Raw genomic sequence first — 21,696 nt, 5'->3', positions numbered from 1 at the left:
ATACTAAATTTAATGATTCAGATCTGGTTTATTTAACTTGAGATTTATGCATAAGCTAGGTGATTCAAGATTGCTTTTTAAGATTTTTAAAGGCTTAAAATCTCTAAATGTGAATACTCTGGGGAATATGAGAGGGTAACAGAATCTCAAACGGAGCCGGACGGTGTAAATTGGCGGATTGAATCTCCTGCTCAATCTCAGCCAAACGGTTTTGTAAACGCACGACCAACGGACGCACCCGCCGATCGACAAAATGACAGAGCGCATAGGCTCCCAACTGATTGCAACGCAAATGCCCCACCACATAGACATCACTCAGGGTATCTAAGGCAACGGCCATGGGTGGCAACAGCGACAACAGATCATCCGGTTGATAGACATGGTTCTCGATCGGAGCCGGAGCATAGATTGCCGTGGGCATGTTGGGCATGAATCCCATGGCGGGAAACACCGTGTAATTAATCAGCGCGTGGAATACCGTCACCCGGAAGATAATTTGCGCCATGAGATCGGCCAGGTCAGCACGGGTGGCTAACTGGCCATCCCGTCCCATCCCCTTAATTTGTGCCCCTTCGCCGCTACCCATGTGGCGGAACCAATCCTGAAGTTCAAAGTCCTCCGTCACCTCCCGATCGGTACTGTAGTAGAGCGCCACATAGTCTCCCACAAACGATCGAATAGCTTGCCACTGGGGTAATGCATCATCCCGATAGGGGTAGACGGGCAAGCGATCTCGATCCAGAACCCCTCGGCGGCTGAAGTCCGTGGGCGGCGTTAAGGCATTCCAATCAAACTCCGTAAAGCCGCGCTTCAACAGCTGAATCGCACTCTCCAAACTGACCGCTTGCAGACGAGGCGTGCGGCCACCGGGCAACAACAGAGATCGAGTGGGCACATTCACCGCCAACGTGAACTGGAAGTGGGGCGTCAGCAACACCCGCAGCGGATGGTTCGGAGCCAAATGGCGGAAGGTATACAGAGCAATCCAAGCCGCCATAATGTGGCAGCGGCCCAAATGTTCAACCACCCCGTGATAATTACTATCCGCACTTTGTACCACCACCTTGGCCATTTCCCAAGCCACCCCATCGGCGGGGGTCAAAATGGGCGTCTGGGGATTGGGCACCTGGCCGCATTGGATGGCGACGGGCAGCAGCCGACCGGGCGGGCCTCCGGGGGGACAGGTCGCCCGAGGATCCCAGCGGAGCAGCACGATCGGGGCATAGAGGTACTTGCGATAGTGATCGGTAATGCCAGCGGCAATGCCCTGCAAAATCGCAAAATCAACGATGAATAGTCGCCCTTCCGCCAGCGCAGCCGCCAGACTATCACTGCCGCCCGTGGCTCGCTGCATGTGGGATTCCGTCACGGGAAAATTCTCCGGCAGGGCCTCTTGCACCGATCGAATCAAAATCGGGGCCGTTCCCGCAAGGCGTTGCCAAGCAAAGGCCCAATCCTGCTGCCAACGGTAGCGATTAGGTGGCGGGGTAATCAGTTGGAAGAGTTGCTCATAGTCCGTCATGGACAGCGGCGTGCGTTCATTAAAGGGGGGAACGCGAGGATCGCGGCTAGGCCCATACAGGGATTGCAATTCACAATCTTGCAGCCGCGATCGCACTTGATTGACCGCAAACCGGAAGCCCCCCTCCGGGGCGCTGTAGCATTGCTGAACGGTTGCCGCCGCTTGGTTGGCGTAGACGGTGCCCTGGAGTTTGGCAAAGGTTGCAAGATACTCCGGAGAGAACTGTTCCCAGAGGGGCACTTGCTGCACAAAGCCGATGTCAGCATAGCTGGTGTCGAACTGATAGATGGCACGACTCGCCGCTAGACAGGCCGCCCGTCGATCGGGACAGGGATCCTCTTGGGGCAGAGAGGGCATCAGTGGATCGAGGGAAAACAACATAGCGGTGATGGATGAATAAATAGAGCCGACCTTGAATTAAACCAACAATTGAAATGGAAGTATCAACTAAATCGAGATAAAAAGTTAATCAGTTACCTGTTAAATAAAAATGCTATTACCGATCGTCGAAGGCATCAGGTAGGGATAGGATAAAAATCGGTATTGATCGATATCTTTAATCGCAATTTCCACAAGGGCCAATTCCTGACGCAACTTTTGCGCCAAGGCATCGACCCGTCGATCCTCAAAGTAAAACGGCTCATACTGTCCCAGCACTGAGAACCGCACATTGGACAGCTGATAGAGAATGACAAACTGTTGCAGTGCCTTGGATGTGGGCGGCAGCATCGCCAGCCAACTGCTTTGATCCTGGGGCGTGTCCTGGGTAGGCGCAGGGGCATAGAGAGCCCCCGTCACATTGGGGACATAGCCCATAAACGGGAACTGGGCATAGTTGAGTGCAGAATGCTGGGCCGTTGCCGTAAAAATCAGGGTCGCGATCGTTTCGACTAATTGGTCACGGGTTGTAATCTGGGCTGGCACTCCGGGAATATTACCCTGCTGAGGATCCCCAAACGTCTGGATAAACCCTTGCAATTCCCAATCCTGCTGCACATCCTCATCACCGCCATAGTACAAGGCCACATAGCGCTGAACAAATTGGTGCAGCGGTTGCCAGACCCGCAGGGCATCATCGCGATAGGGATAGTCCGGCAAACCCAGACCATCATCGACCCCACGATCGGCCAACTCCTTCGGCGGGGCCGCCCGACTAAAATCGTACTCCCGCAGCCCCCGCACGAGCGCTGTCAGCGATCCCTCCAAGGTACTGCCAAACAGTCTATCGACCTGACCACCCGGCGCAATCAGGTGCTTCGTGGCGTAGTCGTTCAGGGCCAGCGTGAACTGGAAATGGGGCGCAAGCAAGATATAGAGGGGATGGGCTGCGGCCAAGTTACGGTAGGCGGCAACGATCGCGGCTTCGATCACCATATGGGTATAGCCCAAGTGATGCACCATTTCTTGTAACACGCCATCGGCGCATTGCACCACCGTTTGCGCCATTTGCCAGCGATAGCCATCCAAGGGCGTAAAGACGGGGTTCGTCTGATCCGTCGGCAATTGCTGACACTGAATCGCGACGGGTTTGAATTCCCCCAAAGTGCGATCGTCCCCCGGTTGCCAAGCAAACAGCGCTAACGGGGCATAGAGATAGCGATTTTGTGGGAACAGGCCATTCTGCCATTTGCCCTGGGGCAAGTTCATCAAGAGGCGATAGTCTGCAAGATACAGCCGCCGCTCCGCCGCTGCTTTTTCCAGGGAATCCTGGGAGCCCATGACCTGTTGGTACAGTGTATTGGTAATCTGAAAATTGGCAGGCAATTCCCCCGGTGGCAGGGGAGCCAGGATGTCTTCGTCATTGCAGCCCGTCTTCCAGGTGCGATCGTGCTGGGGTAGAGTCGTCACGGCCCGCAGCACCATGGGGTTCGCCCCAGCCAGTCGCTGCCAAGCAAAGGCCCGATCTCGGACGGCCTGGGATTGGCTGTAAATATTGACGATTTCCGGCTGGGCAATCACTGCAAAGAGAGCGTTATATTGCTCTAAATTCAGCGGAAAACTATCGGAAATGCGTCGAGCCGCTTTGGTGGGTTGCGCCAGAAAAAACGGTCGATCGGTCAGCGATTTCGCCAACCCCAACCAATCTGCCAGCGTCACAGACCCTTGCAACAACCCCGTCAAGAATTCCAAGTCGATCGCGGCATGGTTAGCCAACAGCGTACTATCCACCGTCAGGACCTGGGCCAAGTAAGGCAAGGTAAATTCTTGGTCGTAGGGCAAATTGGCCAGCAGACCCACCCCATCGGGGCAGTCATCGCTCCGATAGGCATGGACAAACGTATATTTCGCCCTAGCTCGATTGAGTTGAGCCTGTCGGGCAGCGGGAGCACGATCGCTTTGCGGCAGAGTTGGAAACACAGCACATTAAACAAATGAGGTTAACCCAAACACAGACCATTGACTGAAAGACTAATCGGTTCTCTACTGATCTTGCGAAAATACTCAACGTCTTTTTAGATTTTCTGGCAACTTACATAAATAGTGTGTTGCAGTTCCCAGAAATGCATCTTCTAATCTTTGATAATTGGATTCATCATGACTGGGATTAGAAAATAAATGAAATCCTAAAATACGTAGAGAGACGCAAGAACATTGAGCTATGACAGGGAAATTCAGAGGCTTCAATCACCACCAGGCTCCTCTGAGGGAGGAAACTCAAAGTCATTCGCAGACAAAGTTAAGCCAAAGGATTGAAAGTAGATCTTCAATGTCTGCTTATCGACCTTCCCTTCCCGCGCTTGAACCTTCATCAAGGTATCGACTGATAGCCCCGTCCGTTCACTGAGTTGTTCTAGCGTCAGCCGCTGTCCCCGATTTTCTTGTTCTTCCACCTCCCGTTTTTCTTTCTGCAACTTTTCAAGACCATGGGTTGTCAGAATCACCCCTCGCTTGCGGCGAGAGCTAGGGATGGGGGCGGCCAACGCCGATGGCGCAAAATAGCGCCGATAGAGTTCACAGCCCTGAGTAGCGCGATCGCCCACCAAGTTAATCAGCCCTAAACTGTGCAATTTGTAGGCTTGCATGGGATCCAGTTTGAGGGGAGCAGAGGAGGTCATCACGGAAATGAGTGCCTGAGCCAAATCCGGTTGTTCTTGCAGCACCGCAGCATGGCGTTGCAGATGATTGTTATAAATACCGCTAGAGGTCGCAGCGGTTTCCATGAACTGCTGGAAGGTCAGTTGGCCACAGCTCAAGTGATAAATGGCTAAATGCACGAGCGCAGGATGCCCACCCGACAACGCAATGAGAGACTCGGGGTGCTGGGGCAGCCAGTCCAGCTGATACCGTTGGGCCAACGCCTTGACCTGAGCTAAGTCGAACGGCTGGAGCTCGATCGGGCAGCCGACATTAAAGGGTGATTGGGTAATTTGCAGCGGCACATAGATCTCAGTGGAATGAACCACCACAAGACGAAGCTTTTGCCAGACAGGTAATCGTTTAGCTTCTTCGAACCAGGAGCGGAATAACGGTAAAACATCCTTGGCCACCTGGGGATGCTCAAACAGATAGTTCACTTCGTCGATCGCAAGAACCAGGGGCTTTTGGATTTGTTCTAATAAATAACCCCGAAAATAAAGCGTACAACTGACCTTACTTCCAATATCTTCATCCCAATAGTCATCCAAGCAAGGAACCAGCCCTAACTGCCTTGTTACACTGGCGCACAACCACCGCAAAAACCGGTTTAAATCATTGAGAATGGCGTCATCGACCTGCTCTAAGTTCAAGCTCACCGTGTGATAGGACTGTTGGTGGGCAAATTCCAGTAACCTGAGCAACAAGGACGTTTTTCCCATCTCCCGAGGGGCTTTTATGCGAATCAGGGAACCGGGCTTTTGGATTTCAGCATAGGCAGGTTGTTCAATGGTGGGGCGCTCCAGATAATAGGGCGAGTCTAGGGCCAGAGAGCCACTTGGATAAGAGGCTGACATATTCAAAGGAGGATAGGTATAGAGACGCACGAGGATCAATGTCTGTATAGAGTGCTGTGGAATCCTAAGACTCCATGCAGTCAGGATACAGAGCTTTCCCCAGCAATTCCTAGAACTTCCATGGTGCTGTCTCCATGCCGTAACATATTGACTCAATTCAGCGATCGGATGCAGGGAGCATCTGACTGGAGGAATCTAGAGAAATGCCACGAAAAATGCAGTCATCCTCGTGTGTGCATCATAATTGGTTGCCTCTTCACAGCAACAAAATGCAATAAACTTTTGCATTCAGAATCGTTCTCAATTTAGACTAGCGAGGTTTTCCAGGTCGCAGTACTCCAACCCAGCTTTCAGTTAGCGTTAGAGTACTGCAAAGAATCTGGATAGAAAGGACTCTAGGACTGCTCTACTCCGTCGATGAGTCCTAGAGTCTGTTTGAGTTGTAATTGTCTACTTACCACTCATTAACAACGGGCCATTACTGGAATTCTCGTTTGAATCATCCTTAGCCGATGGCGGCCTGAGCTGTTTGCAAGCCGGAATAAGCTACATTTGCCCCCACCATGACGCCAATCCCGATCGCTTTGGATAGGGGTTCGGGATCATTCACCGCAATTGTGTAGGAAACGCGGGAAATAAACGAGGTACAATTGCTGACTTCCTCAATAATGGCATCACTGCGATCGCTCCCCGCCGACTTTTGGGCCAACTCATAGAAATGCCATCCGGTGCAGGCGATCGCTGGAATAATCAAAATAGCATCTACAATGGCCCCGGTCGCCCGACCATCCGCCGCCGCTAGATTTTGCATAATCCCTTCCGAAGCCGCAAATTTACCCTGAATGGGGCTACTAAAAATGCCTTTGCACAGAAGCCGCAGGCCCGTTGTTACTGTACCCATGATGCTGATCGCTGTTTCTTCGATCGCAAACTTAGGCACCAAGAAATTTGCAAAGCCCACCGATCCCCCACTTAGCACCCCCAGAACACCAGAGAAGGTACTAAAGGGATTAGCTCCAGTTTCTGCCGCCGCCTCAAAGCTATCCACAAAGTTAGCATTGAACACAAAGAAGCCTGCCATCGCATGACCCATGATAAAGATGGCCGTCTGCACCGATTTGGGAATCGTGGGGAGACTTATCAGCGAGCTACTCCGAACCGGGCCAGCAGCCATGGCCATGGCCCTTGGGGTAGAAGTTGTGAAGCCCTGCTGGAGTTGCCGCAGGCTGGAGGCATTTTTCAAGAAGGTGGTGTACTCATTATCCGGGAAGGGAGCTTCTCCTTTAGCCAGCTTGTAAACCACGGTGTAGGCAACACTGGCAATCCAACAAAAGACATCTAGGAAGGACATATCCGGGATGCCAATTTCATTCAGGATGTCAGAGATGACCGGAATATGGATCTTCGTATCCAGAAAGTCGATCGCCGATTGTGCCAGATCCGTCAGGATATTAAAGATCGCATCTACAACCACTTGAGTACTGCTGAGCACCCCATCTAGCAAAATCCCTGCCAATCGCTTCAGAATGTCTTCTACACTCAAGCTGGCAAAGTCTTGCGCTAACTTAGACAGTTGATCAATCACACCGTCTAGAACCCGCCCTTCCTGTTTTAGCGCAGTCAGCAAATCATCAATCAGCGACTGAACTAGGCTAACTTCCGGAACCTTGCCTGTGATAGAAACATTTTGAGCATTGTTTTGAAAATGGTGGGAGAGATGCAGGGATGCTGCAGTTTGATTTTGCATGGGGTTGGCAGCCTGACTGGTAGCTGGCTTGTGGGCAATATCGGATCCAATGCCTGCCCAGTCCTGAATTCCAGCCCATTGATTAATCTTGTCTTCTACACCACCAATCATCTCGTCGAAGTCTTGCTTCATTACCTGAAGATTATCAACTTGGTGTTGCAGATAGCATTTAACCAAGTTATGCAGAACATCCTTGGTGCGGCGAATATCCTCCCATTCAAATAGGAAGGAGACATATTTGATGACTTCGGAGATGGCAGTCTTAATCGCCTGAAAGACCCATTCTACGGCACCGACGACGGCCTCAACGGTATCCAGTACAGCGCGATAGATTTTTTCGCCAATTTGAACGATGAAGTGCCATGCTTTGGTCGCAGCGTCTTCTACAACCTTCACGATCGCGTTCACACCCGACTTCAACCAGTTGAACAGGTCACCCGCAGCCACCACGATCGCATCTTTGAGGTTCATTGAGGCCATGGGTATAGCAACGGGTGCAACGGGCGCAAAGCTTGCCATGGCAGTTGTGGGCACAGGCGCTAACTCTGTATTCGCTTGGTCATAGCTTTTACTCAAACTAGTCAGAGCCGTCGCCACGGTCTGGAGTTGATCAGCATCTGTGTTACTAGCAACCAAGGAAGTCATATTCCCTTTCGCATCCCGCACTTGGGCAGCCTTGAGCTTCTCCGGCGTATTCAGTGCAGCGAGTTTCTTGAAGGGCGTTTCCATGGGGTTAATGACGATCGCAGCCCCACTGCCCGTCGAAACCGTGAAGGTTGTCCCCGTTAAAGTCTCTGTAGACTCTACGATCGTCACCATTCCCATGGCATTGGACTTCACATGAATGGGCGCATTGTCGATCACGTAGTACAACCCATTGATATAGACCACACAACGACTGCTGGCACTGAGGCTGAGAGAGATATCCTTCAGCGGCAGATTTTGTGAATCAGTAATCTGTAGCGTGGTGGTGTAGGAATTGAAGGAAATCGATTTGCCTTGGGGCGGTGGCGGTAGCGTGATTGCCTGGGCTTGCCAGAGGGTGGAGGTAGGCGATTGTGTAATTTTCTGGAGTTTGCCATCTCCCGCCGCAAAAATTGTATTTCCCCCGTCCACACCGTTAATATAGGGCGAAATTTGCTCAATGCTCGATAGAATCGGCAATGGAACGCTCCAAGCGATTGGATTGGCGGCTTCTGCCTGGGCACAGGTCAGGTAATAGACTTGATTACTGGCATTTTTTCCCCAGAGCGTAATCACGCCATCATGGGACATCGCCACCAGCTTGCTGGTATTGGAGAGGACTTCATGGGTAATCAGTGGTACGCCGATCGCACCATCGGCTTGGTTGTAACTAGAAAAGTAGTACAGCGTTTTGCCACTCATCACAAATAAGTCTGTGGATAAGTCAGCGTTTCGAGTGGCAGTAATGGCATTTGCGATCGTGCCACCGGGCAAATTCAGTCGAGCGGGCGTAGGTGGTGCACTGCCATAGACGTTGATCACTGGGCAAAACTCTAACTGGCCGCTGCTACCTGCTCGTCCTGCGGTATACAGACCATCTACGCGCCCTTTCCGCGCCCTGCCTAGGCAACTGTCATACTTGTCAATTTCGAGGTCAATGGGCAGATCTCGGCTGTTCCAATAGCGTCCCGTTTTCTTGCTGGGGTCGATGTAGAATCGTCTCACGGTTTTCACCGCGCTATTAGAATCACGAATCACATCCACTATGATGTACTGGGTTGCCCCCGTTGTCTCACAAAAGAAGACATTGACAATTTCCAGTTTAGGAAGTTTGGCTTGGGCATTGTCGTATTCGTAGGCAATCCAGTTCGGGGCGTCGGCCCAAGTGGTGTCTTTGTTGGAGTTCCCTAGACATAAATACAAATGGTCACCAATAGAGGTACTGACCACCATCGCCATCCCGATCGAACCATCCTGCACGCTCTGTCCCACCTCAAAGGTGCGGCAGTAAGCCTCAGGTTGGCCTGCAAAGGCTTTTTGAATCAAGGCGCTGCTCAGGTCTACTTTGTTCCAGCCAGTGGTGGAGGTGCCGCTTTCTTCGCGAATTAGGTAAAACGCCCGATCGGTTCCGATCGAAAACAGGAGGGAATGACCGTCGTTGGTTTGCAAGGCTTCAAACTTAGCTTGGGGCGAGATAATTTCAGCATGAAGATAATTCGTCATCATTTCTGATGAGTAGGTCAAATTAATATTCGACATAGATCAATGCCCGCTAATGGTAAATATGCTAGATGAATCAACGAAATAGAACGAATGCTGTTGAGACTGATGGTGAGAAACCTGAGGGACTGGAGCGATCGGGGCACAATCTTCCGGGAGCTAACCTTGTCTGCGCTTCCCGTCAGTGTGATCGATCGTGGCCAGTCCCCCAGTAAAATCAGCTAGGTTTGACGTAGGTAATGCGGCTCACTAAGTCCTGATGTTCGGAAAATTGGGCATCTTTGTAGGTGAAGACCCGCGCCCCCGGAAAGACAAAATTCTGTACATCAGCGGCAGGAATATCTCGGATCTGAGTTCCAACAAAATTGGTGATTTGCTTTTGGAGACTCTTAATCAAGTCATCAACTCCCGTGAAGGCATTGACAAACCAGCCCCGCTCTGGGGTTTGGGAGTTATCAATCATGGTGCTTTGAGGTGCGCTCACTTGCAGGGAGCCATTCTGTCCGACAGAAAGCGTGTAGACATCGGTGATCGTTTTATCGAAAACATTGCCCGAATTTTCCGTCGCATCCCAACGGACATAGCACCAAACCTTGAGGTTTTGCACGATCGTGATTGTATTACCACTAAAGGATACGGAGCAGGAATAGGGAGTACTCAGTTTGAGTTCACCCGCTGTCGCTCCCGATTTACCACTGTCTTGGGCATCGCTTTGATAGGAAATATTTAAAACCGTATTCCCACTGTCTGGGATTTTGGTTTCAAGCGGAAATTGACCCGGTTGAAGGGTGCCGCTATATTTGACTTTTCCACTAATCCAGCTATCTGAGTCTAACTCCACCTTGCAAGAGACTTTGATACAAGACCGACTCACGATCGGCAGCAGAACCGTTTTGTAGTAGGTGGCTAAGGTATTGCGATTAATCGCGATCGCGCCACTTTCGTTCAGGACATCAGCAGGCTCTACCCAATTCCAGTTAAAGCTAGCCGCGCCGGGTAAGGGATTGTTATTCGCCGCGCACAAGTAGGCCAAGGTCGTCACCTGCTTTTGCTCAGGGGTGGGATCCTTCACAACAATGCCATTGCCATCCACAAATTGTGCTACTTGCCGCTCCATTCCTGTCAGCCGCAAACTTGACCAATCCGGCGCATTCGCCACAGCATGAACGGCCAACACGGGCTCCCCATACTGTCTTACAGAATTAAAGTAGTAACTAATAAAGTATTTCGTCAGCACCAAATCAGCATTGGAACCTTTGACAATGCCTTCAATGGTGGGAATGGACTGAAGTGCAGCATTATCTAAATCAAATAGCAGTTGCTGCAAACTAAAAGCCCCTGAATTGAGATTCAGCAGTTGATTTTTGAGGGCCTCTCTCTGTTCTGGGTGTTGGTTGAAGTAGGGAGTGTTTAACTCTTTATCTAAGTCACCATACACTAAATTAACCTTTGTACTAAAGTACCAGGGTTGATCTGTGGGTTGCGATACTACCTGCCAAGAGCCCTTCCCGCCCCAACCGCTGGGGGGATTATTCTGAATGATTTCAAACTCAGAGGCAAATAGATTGAAGGTTACGTTATTAGCAGCATTCCCTAAATCAACGATCGGGGGTAAATTTTCTAACGGAACACTGGACGGTAGACCTAACTTCAGCTTTAGACCCACCGCAAACCGATTTTGGGTCAGTGTGGTAATTCGAGGATCGTTGTATTTTGTTTTATTGGGGATTGTGAAGGGATCAATCCCGCCTGTCCTTTGCTTCAACGTCTCGAGATCAATATATTCAGAGGGGTTTCCATCGTCATCCACAAGGAAACAAAGATAGGTCGTCGGTTGATCGATCGTATCGAGATATTCCTTCAGCCCTGCATTAATGCTAGCTTGGGTAGTTGCGACGACAAAATCATAACCATACTTGGGGCTAGAAAGATATGACTTGTTAGAGGCCATAAGAACCTACTGAATTAGATATAGATTACGTATTCTGTAGAGATTTATTCACTAACTTGATCACGAATAACTCACGATAATAATCATGAATAAGACCATTAGTATCCTAATAATTGGTTCAATTAACAATGCTGCAATGAAGGTTAAAAACCAATCCTGGCTCGACTATATCTAATGTAAACATTCTAATTTGAATGAATACCCATGGTATTAAAGAATTCATTCTCTTGATTTCCTAATCCTGAAATTATCAACCGATGTCTCTAAAATCAGAACTAGGAAATCCGTTACGTCTTGGAAAACTGCAAGAGCATTACATTAGATTTTGATCAGGCTCAGACTTTAGAGTTAATGGTTCATTATGATTCATTAACGTTAAACCGCCCATTCAAAGCATGAGGTTATTCGTAGGAATATAGGCCAACAGCTCTAAATTGGTCGGTTGATAGGTTATCCCCGAAACTCGAAAGCACCTATTCGCAGCCCTTAGCTTACAATGAGGCCAAAGTTGGTGGGGTATATGATTGAAGATTGGGACACGATAGATAAATTTCATAGAAAATCCTCGTCAACCGAGGGCATAGAGCACAAGACAGTTCCAAGATTTCACTAAGCTCAGTCTGCTCGATTCACCCTTCTGATGCAATCGGACTTTAGGAAGTTAACCAGGAAGTTAAGTAACGGCCCGATCGTCTAGACTGCAATGCGCCCAAAAAACTAGACAGGGGACTGCCCCTACCGAAATGACGCAGTGGGGCGTTTGCTCCTCATGGTGTGCCTTCCTCTACGCCGCAGACAGAAATTTCTCGATGGACTTTGTGATCGAGCTAGCGCTGTCACAGTTTTTAAATTTATGTCTAATGTGGATTAGACAAAAGGGTGAGAGAGCATGAAAATCGAAGTACCACCTTTACAACTCAGTTCTCCCATAACTAGCATAGACCTTCCCAGCCTGATGACCATCATGTTTGTTCTGGTAGACGATTGGTAGCAGCAGTTGTTGGATCAGAGTCAATTCAATCGCCGCTTACGCCAATTGGATGGGCTGCTGGAATCGGCTGCAACGCAGTTGGGTTGTTGCATTGGGAGCCGCCCAAGAAACGCACCTGCTGGTGGATACCAAACCCCTTCCAGTGCTGGGACTCAAGCGCGATAAAACCCGCAGTGATTTCTCTGGCAATGCTGCACCGGGCTATTGGCCCGCAAAATGTATTACTTCGGCTACAAACACGTCTCACTGAGTACCTGGAAAGGCGTTCTGATTGCCTATGATTTAGTCCCGGCCAACACCGATGAGCGGGTTGCCATAGTGCGTCAGCGAATTGAAGGGGTGTTCCATGAAATTCAAAACACCGGACGCAACCCCGAACGATTGCGCAACAAATATGACCAAACGCAAGTTACGCAGGAAAAAAGGTTCCGTCTCTATCAATGTTCGGCAAGGAATGCTTCGTTTGAGATGGACTTACCAGGGGAAACAGTACCAACTCTCCCTGGGACTCCCTAACACCCCACTCAATCACCAATCGGCACGGGCAAAAGCGTCTGAAGCTGCAAGGTCGTTTTAACCCCGCATTCAACCCCGACGCACTGGTGTTCACCACGACCAAGGGCACGGCGATCGACGATCACAACTTCTCCCAACGAATTTGGCGGTCAGTCCTAACCCAAGCAGGCATTCTGCACCGTCCCCCCTACACTTGCCGTCACAGCATGGCCAGTTACGCCATTGACCAAGGGGCAAGCTTGCCTGATGTGGCTTATCTCATGGGTCACCGGAACACGGCCATGGTCAGCAAAGTTTATGGGCATACCGTCAAGCGTCCCAAACTGCCTAGATTAGGGCTGTAAAAACACTGCCCTTAATCTGCCCTAATTTTTACCCCCAAACTTACCCAACCTAGTCCAAAGCCACCCAACCGATCTTTTGGGAAAGTGCTTCAAAACTGTTACGTAGAACCTGTATTACTAATGGGCAGTACAAGATTCGAACTTGTGACCCCTTCCGTGTGAAGGAAGTGCGCTACCACTGTGCTAACTGCCCGCGCTTGCTTAATATAGCAAACCCCGATCGTAAACACAACCCTTCCTCCCCAAAAAAATTGCCCAGCAACCCAGACAATTTCAGCCCAACAATTTCAGCCCAACAATTTCAGCCCAACAATTTCAGCCCAACAATTTCAGCCCAATTCTCAATTTTTCCGGATCACCCTCCTCCCCCTAGAAGAGTGGAGTGGTAGATGCACCCTGATGATGAACCCTGACTCCGGTCGGGGTTTTTATTTTTAGACCCGATCTTTCTAGCCAGAACTGATTCCGCCGATCGCCCACCATCATCCCTTGCGCCGCTGAAACCGCCCCAGCACCCGCCCCACAAACAAATTCAACTCCGGCAACCGCAACTGACTCGCGATCGCACCAAACACCAGCAAACCGCCACCCCCCGCGATCGTCAACTCCACCAACTGGATCCCCATACCTTCCGTCCCCAACAGCCGTTCCAACTGCGTCAGGATGCCCCAACTCGCCATCCCCGCCACGCCACTGGCGATCGTCAATCCCCCGATCGCAAAGCCCCAGGATTGCCAACCAATACCATTTAACTTACGGTTGAGGTAATAGGTCAGCGCCACCATCGAAATCACATTCACACTCACCGTCGCCAACACCAACCCCGGTGCCCCCAACGGCAACAGCAAATAATCAAACAACGCATTGAGAAAAATATTCACCATGCTAATGCGAAACGGCGTATTCCCATCGCCCAACGCATAAAACACCCGCACCAACACATCCCGGCCTAAATAAACAAACATCCCCACCGCATAGGCCACCAACACCGAACCCACAATATAGGACGCATTCGGATCAAACGCCCCCCGCTCGTAGACAATCCGCACGATCGGCTTCGACAACGTAATAATCAACGCCCCCAACGGCAACATCGCGATCGCCGTAATCAGCACCCCCTGCCGAATCCGCTGTTTTAACTCCGACCAATTCTCCGGACTCGCCAAGCGCGAGAAAACCGGCAAAAACGGCACCAAAATCATATTGGACAGAATCCCCAGGGGCGTCTGCACCAGCAAATTTGCATAGTCCAACGCCGACACCGCCGCCGCCGGATTGGGCAAAAAGGACGTAAAAATCATGTCCGTATAGACATTGATCTGCAACATCCCCGACGCAAACAGCGCTGGCCCCATCACCCGCGTCACTTCCTTCACCGCCGGATTGTGCCAGTCAAAGCGGAGCCGTAAATTGCCTAACCCCTCCCGCTTCTGGACGATCGCCTGGGCAACCCACTGCAACACCGTCCCCGCCACAAACGCCCCCGCCAGCACCATCCCGCTCAACAGCGCATTCTCCGGTGCGGCAATCTTGCTACCCAGGGCGATCGCCAGTCCCGCCACCGCCGCCACCACCGCCAAACTGGAAATCAGCGGACTCACCGACGGCAACCAATAGATATCCGACGCATTCAACGCCCCAAAGCCAATGCCAATCATTCCCGCAAACCAAAAGGTGGGAGCCATGATCCGCAACTGCTGAATTGCAATGTCCCGCACTTCCGGCGCTTTCGTCGCCAATCCCGGCCCAATCAGCGTAATTAGGTAAGGCGCAAAGATCACTACCAGTACCGTCACCCCCAGCAGCACCAACCCCACCATCGTGGACACCGTTTCCACGATCGGAGCCGCATCCTTCTTCTCTTTCTTAGCCAAAACGCTAACCATGGCGCTGTGGAATGGCCCGTTAATGCCCCCTAGCAGAATCAAGAAAAAGCTAGGAATAATCGTAGAGTATTGATAGGCTCCGTAGGCGGAACCCACCCCAAAGGCGGCAGCCAGAGCCACTTGGCGCACCAAGCCAAAGACTTTACTAATCAGAGTCGCGACGGCAACAATACTGGCGATGTTGACCAGCGATCGCTTTTTGGGAGCTTCTTCGGACACGCGGGTTGAGGGGACTAAACTAACGACCTCCCTATTTAATCACCTCTCGGTCGGTTCAGCGTTCTTCCCAAGAATTTGCACCAATCAATGCTATTTACAGAATGAATGCTATTTGCAGCTAGAGAGGGGATTGATCGCCCAAAAAGTGTTTGTGGCCAAAAAATCTGCATTTCTCCCAGCCTTTGATCCTCTAGGAACCGAATTTGGGCACCGTAAGATCATTGATTTGCGCCGTTGTCTAGGGAGAAGACTGTGTCTGTACCAATTCAGCATCCACCAGAACCGACGATCGCAACCCCCACTGTGCTGGGAGGCAACGATCGACCGCTGACCCTAGACTCCACGCTCAAGGATTTGCCGCTGTACAGTTGCCCCGTGGAAATCCAAATCCTCGGACGGGATCTGGCCCAAGTCTTTGAAAATAACCCCGACTTACCCGGCGTGACCTTGCTCGATCGGGGCAATTGGGTGGGAATGCTCTCCCGAGGCCGATTTTTGGAATATCTACTGCGTCCCCACGGCGGCAAGCTGTTCCTCAACAAATCCCTCAAAGTCCTCTACAGCTACGCCCGCACCACCTGCCTCACCTTTCCGAGCAAAACCCCCATCTTGATCGCAGCCCAGCAAATGTTGCGGCGATCGCAGATCCTGGGCAACGAACCGATCGTCGTGCAGTTGGAAGACGACACCTACAGCCTGCTGGAAGCGCACCAGTTGAACTCCGCCTACTGGCAAATTCGCGGCATTGAAACCCAGGTCTGGAACGAGCGTATGCAGGTACAAATGATTCGCAGCGACAAAATGGCCAGCCTAGGGCGTCTGGTGGATGGCGTGGCCCATGAAATTTTGGATCCGGTTAGCTTTATCTGGGGTAACCTCAGTCATCTATCTGGCTATGTCAAAGATGTTTACAGCTTGCTAGAAGCCTACGAAAAAGTCCTGCCGACCCCTCCGCCCCACATCGTGGCACTCAGGGAAGAAATTGAAATTGACTATCTACGAGAAGATATTCCCAAAACCCTAGAAAGTATTCGCACCGGGGCCGATCGCCTCTCTAAATTAGCCTCCAGCCTGCAAAACTTCTGCCATATTGATGAGGTCTATCCCACCCCCGCCAACCTGCACGACTGTCTCGATGGGGTGTTGTTATTACTCAAAAGTCGTCTGAAAAATGAACTCACGATCGTCAAGCGCTATGGCCATTTACCGCCTGTGCCCTGCTTTATTGGCCAAATGACCCAAGTCTTTTTAAATCTTCTCAGCCAAGGAATTGAGCGTTTGCTGGTGCGGGCTGTTGCGGAAACCTGGCAAACGGAGTCCTTGAATATCTATGGAAAAACCCTGACTCCGGTGGATTCTTGCATTACGGTGACGACGGAAACCTGCTCTCTGGATGGCAGTGGCACCCGTTGGATTTCCATTCGGATTGGCAACAATGCCGCCCCCCTGTCGATCGAAGAACAGCAACAGTTACAAGCCAGTTTTTTGGATCCCCATTTAATGGGAACGGAAACCAGTTTGGTCACGAGTTACCGCATCATCACCCATCGCCACAAGGGAATCCTGAAAGTCCGTACCCGTGCCAATCCGGAGGATGTACTAGAGGAAGGCATTAACACCGAATTTGAAATGCTGATTCCCCTGCGGTAGAGCGAGGGGTCGGGGCGATCGGTCTAGGGCTTGGCGGGATTCGACCTAGCTAGACTGCCCAGGAATCACCAGCTCCAGGTATTGACTATCGAGTAGGAATGCTCCCCGCTCAAAGCGAATGCCCCAGGTGTCACTGGGATAGCGATCTAACACAATCCCCTCTTCCCCCAGGCAAACCACTTGGGGCGGCCTCAGCATGGGTTTAGGTTCTGCGGTTTTGATGTAGAGGGGTTGTTTAATTAGTCGAACCTTAGCCCCGATCGGAAATTCTTTGGACATGACAGGAGGTGACTCGGTAAGAGGTGTGCAGTGAGAACATTCAGTAAGGGGAATTTATTGCTACTAAATTGATTCATCAGTGCTACAGAGTGAATCCCGAATCGTATTCTGTAGGAATTTCTGATGGGTCTGTGAAATCGGCTATTAGATGACCCATTAAGTGGATCTGCTTATAGATCCATAAGCAGATCGATCACTGTTGATGCCTACGTTCGATCGGGAGGAATCTGCGGCACCTGGTCTGAATTGCACCGTCTGAATTGCACGGTCTTAATCGCAACCGCCTTAATCACACTGGGTCAGAATTTCTACCCCGTCTTCCGTAACCGAGATCGTATGTTCAAACTGGGCCGAAAGCTTGCGATCCTTCGTAATGGCCGTCCAGCCATCCTTCAGCACCTTCACTTCCCAAGTCCCTTCATTGATCATCGGCTCGATCGTAAACACCATCCCCGGACGCAGCTTCTTGCCATCGCCCCATTTGCCATAGTGGGGAATTTGCGGCGCAGTGTGGAAAATATGACTAATGCCATGGCCAACAAAATCCCGCACCACCGAAAACCCCTGGGATTCCGCGTATTCCTGAATCGCCGCACCGATATCCCCAATGCGATTCCCCGGCTTCACCTGCTCGATGCCCAACTGGCGGCACTTCTCCGTCACTTCCACCAAGCGCTTAGCCAACGGCGACGGCTCCCCCACAAAAAACATCTTGGAGGTATCGCCATGGTACCCATCCAAAAGCAGCGTCACATCAATGTTGATAATGTCGCCCTCCCGCAGAATCTGCTTGGCATTGGGAATCCCGTGGCACACCACTTCATTCACACTGGTGCAAATCGACTTGGGAAAGCCGTTGTATCCCAGCGGCGCACTCTTGGCTCCGTGGGCTTGGGTCCAGCGCTCCGCCTCGTTGTTCAAATCCAACGTGCTCACACCTGGTTTGACAAAGGGTTCCAGATGCTTCAGCAGTTGCGCCGCCAAGCGACCAACCGTCCGCATTTTCTCAATTTCGCGCTTTGAAAGAAGGGTAACTTGTTCCATAACCACTATTATGCTGTTCCGCTGGACTGGTCGGCTGTACGGGTGAGCGGAGATTCTGACGGCAGGGAAGGCCAGAACAACCACGATCGAAGACCCTGTAGAACCTAGAAACACAGCTTGCATTTCTTGATTGAGCAGGGTCTACCGTTGCAATAGATTGAGCGCGGGAAATACACGAACACGCCGAAAGTGCATTCAGAAAACGTACTCTACAGCACTTGCTTCAGAGCCGCAACTAAGCGATCGACACTTTCTGGCTTACTATTGTAGCCCATCAGTCCCACTCGCCAGACTTTGCCCGCCAGTTCACCCAGGCCGTTGCCCACTTCAATGTTGTGCTCTTGCAGCAGTTTGCCGGAGATGGCCTTGGCATCCACGCCCTCCGGCACGCACACCGTTGTCAACGTTGGCAGACGATTGGCCCGATCGACATGCATCTTGAGGCCGATCGCTTCCAACTGTTCCCAGAGGTATTCCGCGTTCTTTTGGTGTCTGGCCCAGGAATTTTCAACGCCTTCGTCGGCCAAAATCCGCAGCGCTTCCCGCAGGCCATAGTACAAATTCACTGGAGCGGTATGGTGATAGACCCGTTCCTGGCCCCAATACTTCATCAACAGCGTGCTATCCAGGTACCAGTTGGGCACTTTGCCCGATCGCTGTTGCAATCTGTCCCAAGCGCGGGGACTCATCGTAAACGGCGACGCACCGGGGGAGCAGCCCAGCCCCTTTTGGCTGCAACTGTAGGCCAAATCCACGCCCCACTCATCTAGGTGAATCGGCACCCCGCCCAGACTGGTCACCGTGTCGATCAGTAGTAACGTGCCAAATTCCTGACACAGGGCACTGACGCCTTCCAGGGGCTGACGGGCTCCCGTCGAGGTTTCCGCATGTACCAGGGCGAGAATGGCCGGACGATGGGTTTCCAACGCCGTTTTAAGTTCATCGAGGGAAAAGACCTGCCCCCACGGTTTGCTGATGGTTTTTACGTCGGCTCCGTAGCGGCCTGCCATGTCCACCAGGCGATTCCCGAAGTAACCCGTGACCCCCACCAGCACGACATCCCCCGGCTGCACCGAGTTGGCGATCGTGGCTTCCATGGCTGCTGACCCCGTGCCGCTAATGGCGATCGTGGTGGGGTTCTCCGTCTGCCAGACATAGCGCAACAGGGCTTGGATCTCGTCCATGACCTTGAGGAAGTCGGGATCCAAGTGACCTAGGGGAGCGGTGCTCATCGCTGCCAACACGTCTGGGTGGGCATTGGATGGCCCTGGCCCCAGTAGCAGACGCTTGGGAAGATTGAGGGCAGAGAGTTGCAGCCGTTGACGATTGTTAATGGAAACAGTCTGAGTCATGGTCTCGGGAATAATTCTGCAAATGACAGGTTAGCAAATCGATCGCCGCACGGGCACGATCGCCCGAATTCCATGGAACCACGAAATGGCATCGCCTTTAGGAAACGACACAAAAGTATGAATGAGCCTTGATTTCCTGGCTTACCCTTGGGGCTGAAAGAGCCATTGACGCAGTTCTGTCCGGTAGGTAATGTCCAGACAGGCGGCCCGATCGATCTGGAGTTTTTGCCATTGGGTCTGCAATTGCTGATCCAGCAGGGCATTGAGTTGGGTGAAGCGTCGTTTCTGCTTGGGTTTAAGCCGTTGGTCAAAATAGGTCATCAGAACCACCGTATCCTGCAAGTCTCCCAGCTTGCCTTGGAGGGCTTTGAGCGGTTCGATCGCCGTGAGCACTGGGCGGGGATAGAGGGCTTTGAAAAAGGTAATTTCGTAGCGCACCCGTTTAATGGCTTTGCGGAGGTCGTGGAGCGTGTGGAAGGCAGCGGCCACGGACGGAGCGGTCACCGTGCGGATCGTGGAGTGGTCGATCGGGTCGATCGCCGTTGGATCGATTGGGTAGATCGCAGCAGGAAGCGGCAACTCGACCCACCAGCCCGGATGGAGCCATAGAGCCGCCCAATGGGGACTCAGCAGTTCGGGCACCAGCGCGATCGCGGGTTGCTGAATCACCGGGCGATCGCAGGCTTGGGTGAGTTCCTGGTGGAGGTGTTGTTTCAAGCGATCGTGCCGCGTCGCTAACAACATTTTTTGAATTTTCTTCAGGTGCTTGGCCCGTTGCTGCGTCAACTGGTCAGTGACCTTGGCTAAAAAGAGTTGTTCCGGTAAGGAAAGAAACTGCGATCGTAGGTGATTGCTTTGCTCTAGCAAAACATCCGTATCCCGAATGCCACCAATGACGGTCGTGACTGTTTGTAGGTTTTTCAGCAGTTTGGGCTTGGACAGAGCCAGCACCGGACTCAGCATTTGCAGGATGACGCGCAGTTGTCGCCAAGTCACCCGCAGATCGTGCAAATCCTCAACCTCAAAGCTGCTTAATACTGCTTCCTCATACTTGTTGAGGTGCTTTAGGTTGGTCAGCAGGTGCGGCTGCACCACGTCCGCTAGGGTGTTGAGGGTTGTGCTGAGGGTTGTGCTGAGGGTTGTGCTGACGGTTGTTGCGGGAGGGCTGGCCTCTGGCAGTGGGGTATCGATTAGATTGCTGCTGGTGAGATTGCTGCTGGCCTGAGACTCTGCTGTCTGAGACTCTGCTGTCTGGGACTCTGCTGTCTGGGACTCTGCCGCATGGGACTCTATAGATGGGACGGAGGGCGGCAGGGACGGTGGAGAGGCAACGGGTTCCATCGATTCCATAAATCAGCCTCCAATGCAGGTGATCTCACCATAACAAACTCCTTAGAGAAATTAAAGGCAGAGAAATTAAAGGCTCTTTCTGGGCTGTAACTCAGGGGGCGAGTCGCCTTTGCCCTCGGCTCAAAGCCCGCTATGGAAAAGATATACATCAAAATGAACAGGCTAAAGACACGATCGCCACCAGCCCCCTCACTACGATCGAAACCACTAACCCTTCGTCTATTCGTGCGAATAATCTTTTTACGATGAAAACCCTAACGGATCTGCAACAAATCACCGATGTCCCCGTTGTGATCGCCAATCACCAAGGCTTTGTCACGTACATTAATTCTCGCTTCACCGAAGTCTTGGGCTGGGGAGAAGCTGAAATCATCGGCGAATTAATCACCAAAATTCTACCGAAAAATTTTCAAGACTCCCATACCCTCGCCTTTTCCCGCTTCCAGGCCACGGAACGGGCGACGGTGCTCAATCACCCCATTCAGCTAGCCACAGTGACTAAGGAGCATGGGGAAATTGAAACGGAGCATTTTATCGTGGCGGAAAAACGCGGTGAACAATGGTTGTTTGGGGCAATGCTGACACCGATCGCGGAATCCATCGCTTAATCCATACCCAAAGAATTCCCTGCCTGATGGACAACCCTGTGGTTCGGGAATTCTATGGATCACCCCAGTTGATGCGCTGCATTCTGTTCGATCGAACTGGGTTCTCCTGTTGGCTCCGTGA

14 protein-coding genes, 1 tRNA gene and 1 pseudogene are annotated in these 21,696 nt (G+C 51.6%); 5 read left to right on the top strand and 11 right to left on the bottom strand.

What is annotated here, in order from left to right; translation table 11 throughout:
• Positions 1-103 precede the first annotated feature (103 nt).
• The 5 genes and pseudogenes from H6G21_RS23255 to H6G21_RS23235 form a co-directional block, all read right to left on the bottom strand.
• Complete coding sequence (locus tag H6G21_RS23255; protein ID WP_190576567.1) at positions 104-1,879, bottom strand: lipoxygenase family protein; 1,776 nt, start codon at positions 1,877-1,879, stop codon at positions 104-106.
• A gap of 123 nt (positions 1,880-2,002) precedes the next feature.
• Positions 2,003-3,880 carry a lipoxygenase family protein gene (locus tag H6G21_RS23250; protein ID WP_190576565.1) on the bottom strand — a complete coding sequence of 626 codons (1,878 nt, stop codon included), beginning with the start codon at positions 3,878-3,880 and terminating at the stop codon, positions 2,003-2,005.
• Between the two features lie 557 nt (positions 3,881-4,437).
• Positions 4,438-5,442, bottom strand: a pseudogene (locus tag H6G21_RS23245) (AAA-like domain-containing protein); the annotation flags it as partial.
• A 517-nt stretch (positions 5,443-5,959) separates the two neighbouring features.
• Positions 5,960-9,424: a hypothetical protein gene (locus tag H6G21_RS23240; protein ID WP_190576561.1), complete on the bottom strand. Its 3,465-nt coding sequence runs from the start codon at positions 9,422-9,424 to the stop codon at positions 5,960-5,962.
• 178 nt (positions 9,425-9,602) lie between these two features.
• Positions 9,603-11,336 carry a hypothetical protein gene (locus H6G21_RS23235; protein ID WP_190576558.1) on the bottom strand — a complete coding sequence of 578 codons (1,734 nt, stop codon included), beginning with the start codon at positions 11,334-11,336 and terminating at the stop codon, positions 9,603-9,605.
• Positions 11,337-12,376: 1,040 nt separating this feature from the next.
• Between H6G21_RS23235 and H6G21_RS23230 the strand changes: the two genes are divergently transcribed.
• The 3 genes from H6G21_RS23230 to H6G21_RS23215 are packed head-to-tail and all read left to right on the top strand — an operon-like array spanning position 12,377 to position 13,187.
• Entirely contained in the window at positions 12,377-12,577 is a 201-nt protein-coding gene (locus H6G21_RS23230; RefSeq protein WP_190576556.1) for a hypothetical protein, read from the top strand.
• On the top strand, positions 12,544-12,843 hold the full coding sequence (locus H6G21_RS23225) for a hypothetical protein (protein ID WP_190576579.1): 300 nt from the start codon (positions 12,544-12,546) through the stop codon (positions 12,841-12,843). Before H6G21_RS23230 ends, H6G21_RS23225 begins: the two co-directional genes overlap by 34 nt.
• 11 nt (positions 12,844-12,854) lie before the next feature.
• On the top strand, positions 12,855-13,187 hold the full coding sequence (locus H6G21_RS23215) for a tyrosine-type recombinase/integrase (RefSeq protein ID WP_347278062.1): 333 nt from the start codon (positions 12,855-12,857) through the stop codon (positions 13,185-13,187).
• A 121-nt stretch (positions 13,188-13,308) separates the two neighbouring features.
• Here H6G21_RS23215 and H6G21_RS23210 read toward each other — a convergent pair.
• Positions 13,309-13,380: transfer RNA gene (locus H6G21_RS23210), tRNA-Val, on the bottom strand.
• 289 nt (positions 13,381-13,669) lie between these two features.
• The gene (murJ, locus tag H6G21_RS23205) at positions 13,670-15,292 is read right to left on the bottom strand and encodes a murein biosynthesis integral membrane protein MurJ (protein ID WP_190576551.1); all 1,623 of its coding nucleotides are present in this window, start codon (positions 15,290-15,292) and stop codon (positions 13,670-13,672) included.
• Positions 15,293-15,544: 252 nt separating this feature from the next.
• Between murJ and H6G21_RS26395 the strand changes: the two genes are divergently transcribed.
• On the top strand, positions 15,545-16,942 hold the full coding sequence (locus H6G21_RS26395; protein WP_199307401.1) for a histidine kinase dimerization/phospho-acceptor domain-containing protein: 1,398 nt from the start codon (positions 15,545-15,547) through the stop codon (positions 16,940-16,942).
• A gap of 45 nt (positions 16,943-16,987) precedes the next feature.
• On the opposite strand, the gene sipA is transcribed toward H6G21_RS26395, so the two are convergent.
• The 4 genes from sipA to H6G21_RS23180 form a co-directional block, all read right to left on the bottom strand.
• Entirely contained in the window at positions 16,988-17,221 is a 234-nt protein-coding gene (gene sipA, locus H6G21_RS23195; RefSeq protein WP_190576549.1) for a regulatory protein SipA, read from the bottom strand.
• 285 nt (positions 17,222-17,506) lie between these two features.
• Positions 17,507-18,265 (bottom strand): type I methionyl aminopeptidase, encoded by a 759-nt coding sequence (gene map / locus H6G21_RS23190; protein ID WP_190576575.1) that lies wholly within the window; start codon positions 18,263-18,265, stop codon positions 17,507-17,509.
• Positions 18,266-18,474: 209 nt separating this feature from the next.
• Positions 18,475-19,617 carry an alanine--glyoxylate aminotransferase family protein gene (locus H6G21_RS23185; RefSeq protein WP_190576547.1) on the bottom strand — a complete coding sequence of 381 codons (1,143 nt, stop codon included), beginning with the start codon at positions 19,615-19,617 and terminating at the stop codon, positions 18,475-18,477.
• Positions 19,618-19,758: 141 nt separating this feature from the next.
• The gene (locus H6G21_RS23180; RefSeq protein WP_190576545.1) at positions 19,759-20,967 is read right to left on the bottom strand and encodes a CHAD domain-containing protein; all 1,209 of its coding nucleotides are present in this window, start codon (positions 20,965-20,967) and stop codon (positions 19,759-19,761) included.
• A 245-nt stretch (positions 20,968-21,212) separates the two neighbouring features.
• On the opposite strand from H6G21_RS23180, the gene H6G21_RS23175 reads away from it, so the two are divergent.
• Positions 21,213-21,575: a PAS domain-containing protein gene (locus H6G21_RS23175; RefSeq protein WP_190576543.1), complete on the top strand. Its 363-nt coding sequence runs from the start codon at positions 21,213-21,215 to the stop codon at positions 21,573-21,575.
• Positions 21,576-21,696: the final 121 nt, after the last annotated feature.

Source organism: Alkalinema sp. FACHB-956, from assembly GCF_014697025.1.
Lineage (GTDB): Bacteria > Cyanobacteriota > Cyanobacteriia > Leptolyngbyales > Leptolyngbyaceae > Alkalinema.
The sequence above is the reverse complement of the archived record's forward strand: the minus strand, read 5'-3'. Positions and strand labels throughout refer to the sequence as shown.